This is a genomic window from uncultured Limnohabitans sp. (genome assembly GCF_937889215.1).
GTDB lineage: Bacteria > Pseudomonadota > Gammaproteobacteria > Burkholderiales > Burkholderiaceae_C > Limnohabitans_A.
In genome coordinates, this window is sequence record NZ_CALBEX010000247.1 from 1 (window position 1) to 5512 (window position 5512).

Sequence of the window (5512 nt, forward strand, 5' to 3'; positions counted from 1 at the left end):
TGAGTGATCCAGATATTTCCTTTTCCCAAACCCAAGCCGAAGAACCCGGTCACAGCAGTGACGATTTACCCGAGGGCTGGCTGCGTGTTGGCTCACTGGACATGGATGCCCAGGGCATCGCCCGCCGACCCGATGGCAAAGTGGTGTTCATTGAAGGTGCTTTGCCGTTCGAATTGGTGTCGGTTAATGTGCACCGTAAAAAGAACCAGTGGGAGCAGGGCACGGTCACACAAATTCACCGCGAGTCCTCCCAACGTGTTCGGCCAGGTTGCCCGAACTTCGGCCTGCATGCCGGCGCCTGCGGCGGCTGCAAGATGCAACACCTGGAGGCCTCGGCCCAAGTGGCGGTCAAGCAGCGGGTGCTGGAAGACAACCTTTGGCATTTGGGCAAGGTCAAACCCGAAACCATGTTGCGCCCGATTGAGGGGCCAACCTGGGGCTACCGCTACCGTGCCCGGCTGTCGGTGCGCTATGTGATCAAAAAGGGCCAAGTGCTCATTGGCTTTCATGAGCGCAAAAGCCGTTATGTTGCTGACATGAAGGTTTGTCCGGTCTTGCCGCCCCATGTCAGCCAATTGCTGCTGCCTTTGCGTGCCTTGATCGGCCAGATGGATGCCCGCGAGACATTGCCACAGCTGGAGTTGGCCTGTGGCGACGACGTCACGGCCTTGGTGCTGCGACACATGGAACCCCTGAGCGAAGGCGACAAAACCTTGTTGCGGGCGTTTGCCGCCGAACACCAAATTCAGTGGTGGCTGCAAGCCAAAGGCCCGGACACGGTGCAATTGTTGGACGAGGGTGGGGCGCAGCTGAGTTATGGCTTGCCCGACTTTGGCATCACCATGCCCTTCAGGCCCACCGATTTCACTCAGGTCAACCCCTTCATCAACCGCGTGCTGGTCGCACGAGCACTGCGCTTGTTGCAAGCGCAAAAGACCGAGCGGGTGATTGATTGGTTCTGCGGCCTGGGCAACTTCACCCTGCCGCTCGCCACACAAGCGGGGCAGGTGCTCGGCATCGAAGGGGCCGAAACCCTGGTGGCGCGTTCACGCGACAACTACGCCCGCAACCAGGCTGCACGGCCCGAAGGCCAAGCCTTGGCCCCTACGTCTTTTGTGGCGCGCAACTTGTTTGAGATGACACCCGAGATGCTGGTGGCCGATGGCGCTGCCGACAAATGGCTGGTGGACCCGCCGCGTGAGGGTGCTTTCGCCCTGAGCAAGGCACTGGCCGAGTTGCACGAAAAGCCTGAACTTCGTCAGGGTTGGCTGCCGCCTCAGCGCATTGTCTATGTCAGCTGCAACCCTGCCACTTTGGCCCGTGATGCAGGCATCTTGGTGCACCATGCAGGCTACCGCTGCGTGAGTGCGGGCGTGATCAACATGTTTGCGCACACGGCCCATGTGGAGAGCATGGCGGTGTTCGAGTTGGCCTAAACGGCCCACCGGCCGGTTGCCATCCCAAGGCCCCGACCCCAACAACAAAGGCTCCCGAGGGAGCCTTTGTTGTTGGGGTCGCATGAAGCCGATCAGTCGCGCTCGCCGCCCATGATGCCCAGCAGGGCCAACATGCTTTGAAAGATGTTGAACACGCTCAGGTACAGGGCCAAGGTGGCGCTGATGTAGTTGGTCTCGCCGCCATCCAGGATGCGCTTGAGGTCATACAGCAAGAAAGCGCTGAAGATGCCGATGGCCAAGGTAGAGATGACCAGCATGCCGGCTGTAGAGCCCACAAACACGTTGATGATGCCGCCCACCATCAGAACCATGGCCCCGACGAACAGCCATTTGCCCATGCCCGACAGGTCACGCTTGATGACGCTGGCCAGGCTGGCCATGACGAAGAACACACCGGCAGTGCCTGCAAAAGCGGTCATCACCAAGTCTGCACCGTTCTTGAAGCCCAGCACCATGGCGATCATGCGCGAGAGCATCAGGCCCATGAAGAAGGTGAAGGCCAGCAGCACAGGCACGCCAGCGGCAGAGTTTTTGGTTTTTTCGATGGCGAACATGAAGCCGAACGCGCCACCCATGAAGACAATCAGGCCCATAAAACCTGTCAGGGATTGGGTGATGCCTGTGCTCACGCCGACCCATGCGCCCAGCACGGTGGGCAGCATGCTCAGGGCGAGCAGCCAATAGGTGTTGCGCAAAACGCGGTTGCGTGCCGCAAGGTCCACATGGCCCCAGCCAGCGGAATTGAGGGTGCGAAGGTCGCTCATGGTGTTTTCTCCTTAACTTGCCTTGGATCAAGGCCGTCTTTCATTCTAAAGGCCGTGGTCTACAAGGTCGATGGTTCTCGGGATTTCCGTCATGCCATGGGGTTATCCGGGTGAATCAGTTTTGCGCTGGGGTGTGCAATGGGCGGGCCTGCGCCCGTGTATGCTTGGTGTTTTAAACCTTGTCTTTAAAACACCATGAAAACTCAAGCCACTTTGGAATTGTCCGATGTGAAAGCCATCGCCGCTGCAGCCGAAGCCGAAGCACTGAAAAACAACTGGGATGTCAGCATCGCGATTGTTGACGGTGGTGGTCATTTGCTGCATTTCGCCCGTTTGGACGGCGCACCACCGATTTCATCTCACATCGCCCCAGCCAAAGCCCACACGGCCGCCCTGGGTCGTCGTGAATCCAAAGTCTATGAAGACGTGATCAACGGTGGCCGCATGTCCTTCCTGTCGGCCCCGACCATCCAAGGCATGCTTGAAGGCGGCGTGCCGATCATGAAGGACGGCTTTTGCTTGGGCGCAGTGGGTGTCAGCGGCGTCAAGTCGACCGAAGACGCGCAGATCGCCAAAGCCGGCATCGCAGCCATCGGTCTGTGATATCCCCCCGACCCGTGGCTGCTTGGCAGCCGCTGGGACGCAAAAAAGCCCGCCGAAAATAGCGGGCTTTTTTGTGGGGCGCTGCCAGCACAGCTTGTTGTTGAGCTTGGTAAAAGTGCCGCCCAACTTCAGTTGGGCAGAACAGGGTGGCCTGCGATCAATACAGATCGAGGACCGCCCCTTTGCTGGCGCTCGATGCGTTGAAAGCAAACTTGGCCTGCACGCCACGCGTGTAACGGGGCTCAGGTGCAGTCCAGCCTTCACGGCGCTTGGCAATTTCGGCCTCGGGCACGTTCAGCTCAAGCACCAATTTGTGCGCGTCGATGGTGATGCTGTCGCCTTCATTCACAAACGCGATGTTGCCGCCAGCTGCCGCTTCTGGGGCGACGTGGCCCACCACCATGCCCCAGGTGCCGCCTGAGAACCGGCCGTCGGTGATCAGGCCCACGCTTTCACCCAGACCCGCACCGATCAAAGCGCCCGTAGGAGCCAGCATTTCTGGCATGCCGGGGCCGCCTTTGGGGCCGAGGTAACGCAAGACCATCACGTCACCGGCCACAATTTTGCCCGCCAAAATGGCTTCGAGCGCCGATTGCTCGTCGTCGAACACGCGGGCTGGGCCGGTGATGACCGGGTTTTTCAGGCCGGTGATCTTGGCCACAGCGCCTTCGGGCGACAAATTGCCTTTCAAGATCGCCAAGTGGCCTTGCTTGTACATGGCGTTCTCAATGGTGTGGATCACGCTTTGCTCCGGCGGCGCGTCGGGCACATCCTTGAGCACCTCGGCAATGGTCTGGCCGGTGATGGTGATGCAGTCACCGTGCAGCAAACCGGCGTTGAGCAAAATTTTCATGACTTGCGGAATGCCGCCGGCCACATGCAGGTCCACGGCCAAAGCCTTGCCACTGGGTTTCAGGTCGCACAACACGGGTGTGCGCTGGCGAATGCGTTCGAAGTCGTCGATGGTCCATTCCACGCCTGCGCAATGCGCAATTGCCAAAAAGTGCAGCACCGCATTGGTCGAACCACCGGTGGCCATGATCACGGCCACAGCGTTTTCAATGGCTTTGCGGGTCACGATGTCGCGCGGCTTGATGCCTTTGCGGATGGCTTCCACCAAAACGCGGGCCGACTCCTTGGCTGACTCTACTTTTTCGTCATGCACGTTGGCCATCGTGGAAGAGTAAGGCAAGGAAATGCCCAGCGCCTCAAAAGCCGAGGACATGGTGTTGGCCGTGTACATGCCGCCGCACGAACCGGTGCCGGGAATGGCGCGCTTTTCGATTTCGAGCAGGTCTTCGTCGCTCAACTTGCCTGCGGCATTCTCGCCCACGGCTTCAAAAACGCTCACGATGTTCAGGTCTTTGTTTTGGTAACGGCCCGGCAAAATGGTGCCGCCGTACACGTAAATGGCCGGCACGTTGGCGCGCAGCATGCCCATCAGGCCACCGGGCATGTTCTTGTCGCAACCGCCGACCACCAGCACACCGTCCATCCACTGGCCTTGCACGCAGGTTTCCACGCAGTCGGCAATCACCTCGCGAGAAACCAGCGAGTACTTCATGCCCTCGGTGCCCATGGCCATGCCGTCCGAAATGGTGGGGGTGCCGAATACTTGGGCGTTACCGCCGGCGGCTTCGATGCCCTCAATGGCGGCATCGGCCAATTTTTGCAGACCGCTGTTGCAGGGGGTGATGGTGCTGTGACCGTTGGCCACGCCCACCATGGGTTTGACGAAATCGCTCTGTTCATAGCCCATGGCGTAGTACATCGACCGGTTGGGGGCGCGAGACTTGCCCTCGGTGATGTTGGCGCTGCGGCTGTTGATGGGGGTGATCGGGATGATTTTGTCGCTCATGGTGGTGTCTCTGTAAAAGCCCAAAAGAAGATCGCCACATTCTAACGGGCGCTTGCCGGGCCTTTGTGTCCAGTGCGAGGCATCTCCGGTGCACAATCCGGGCATGCTGATCCATCCTCAAATTGACCCCGTCGCCCTGCAATTGGGCCCTTTGGCCATCCATTGATATGGCCTGACTTATTTGGCCGCATTTGGCTTGTTTTTATGGCTGGGCGTGCGGCGTCTGGGCCATGCGCCTTTCAAAAACCTGCCGCAATGGCAAAAACGCGATGTGGAAGACATCCTGTTCTTGGGTGTGCTGGGCGTCATCTTGGGCGGGCGCGTGGGTTATTGCCTGTTTTACAAACCGGCTTATTACCTGTCCAACCCGCTCGAAATTTTCGCCATCTGGCAAGGGGGCATGAGTTTCCATGGCGGCTTGCTCGGTGTGATGCTGGCCATGGTCTGGTTTGCGCGCACGCGACAACGTTCTTTTTTGCAAGTGATGGATTTTGTAGCCCCATGTGTGCCCACGGGGCTGGCCGCTGGGCGTGTGGGCAATTTCCTCAATGGCGAACTCTGGGGCCGCGTGGCCGATCCCTCTTTACCGTGGGGCATGGTGTTCCGGGGGGCGGGTGATTTGCCGCGCCATCCGTCCCAGCTGTACCAAATTGCGTTGGAAGGTTTGCTGCTGTTTGTCTTGCTGTGGTGGTTTGCCCGCAAGGACCGACCCATGGGGCAGGTGTCCGGGGCCTTTTTGCTGGGCTATGGGGTTTTCCGCTTTGTGGCCGAGTTTTTCCGCGAGCCCGATGCGCACTTGGGGCTTTTGAGCCTGGGCATGAGCATGGGGC

General features: G+C 59.4%; 4 protein-coding genes and 1 pseudogene. 3 read left to right on the forward strand and 2 right to left on the reverse strand.

Annotation, left to right across the window (positions count from 1 at the left end; translation table 11 throughout):
• Positions 1 to 14: 14 nt before the first annotated feature.
• On the forward strand, positions 15 to 1436 hold the full coding sequence (rlmD, locus tag Q0341_RS06340) for a 23S rRNA (uracil(1939)-C(5))-methyltransferase RlmD (protein ID WP_299511296.1): 1422 nt from the start codon (positions 15 to 17) through the stop codon (positions 1434 to 1436).
• Positions 1437 to 1528: 92 nt separating this feature from the next.
• Here the strand turns inward: rlmD and Q0341_RS06345 are convergent, their stop codons facing one another.
• Positions 1529 to 2221 (reverse strand): Bax inhibitor-1/YccA family protein, encoded by a 693-nt coding sequence (locus Q0341_RS06345; RefSeq protein ID WP_299511293.1) that lies wholly within the window; start codon positions 2219 to 2221, stop codon positions 1529 to 1531.
• Between the two features lie 195 nt (positions 2222 to 2416).
• On the opposite strand from Q0341_RS06345, the gene Q0341_RS06350 reads away from it, so the two are divergent.
• On the forward strand, positions 2417 to 2824 hold the full coding sequence (locus tag Q0341_RS06350; RefSeq protein WP_299511294.1) for a heme-binding protein: 408 nt from the start codon (positions 2417 to 2419) through the stop codon (positions 2822 to 2824).
• A gap of 157 nt (positions 2825 to 2981) precedes the next feature.
• Here the strand turns inward: Q0341_RS06350 and ilvD are convergent, their stop codons facing one another.
• Positions 2982 to 4682 (reverse strand): dihydroxy-acid dehydratase, encoded by a 1701-nt coding sequence (gene ilvD, locus Q0341_RS06355; protein ID WP_299511295.1) that lies wholly within the window; start codon positions 4680 to 4682, stop codon positions 2982 to 2984.
• Positions 4683 to 4785: 103 nt separating this feature from the next.
• Between ilvD and lgt the strand changes: the two are divergent.
• A pseudogene (gene lgt / locus Q0341_RS06360) lies at positions 4786 to 5512 on the forward strand (prolipoprotein diacylglyceryl transferase); the annotation flags it as partial.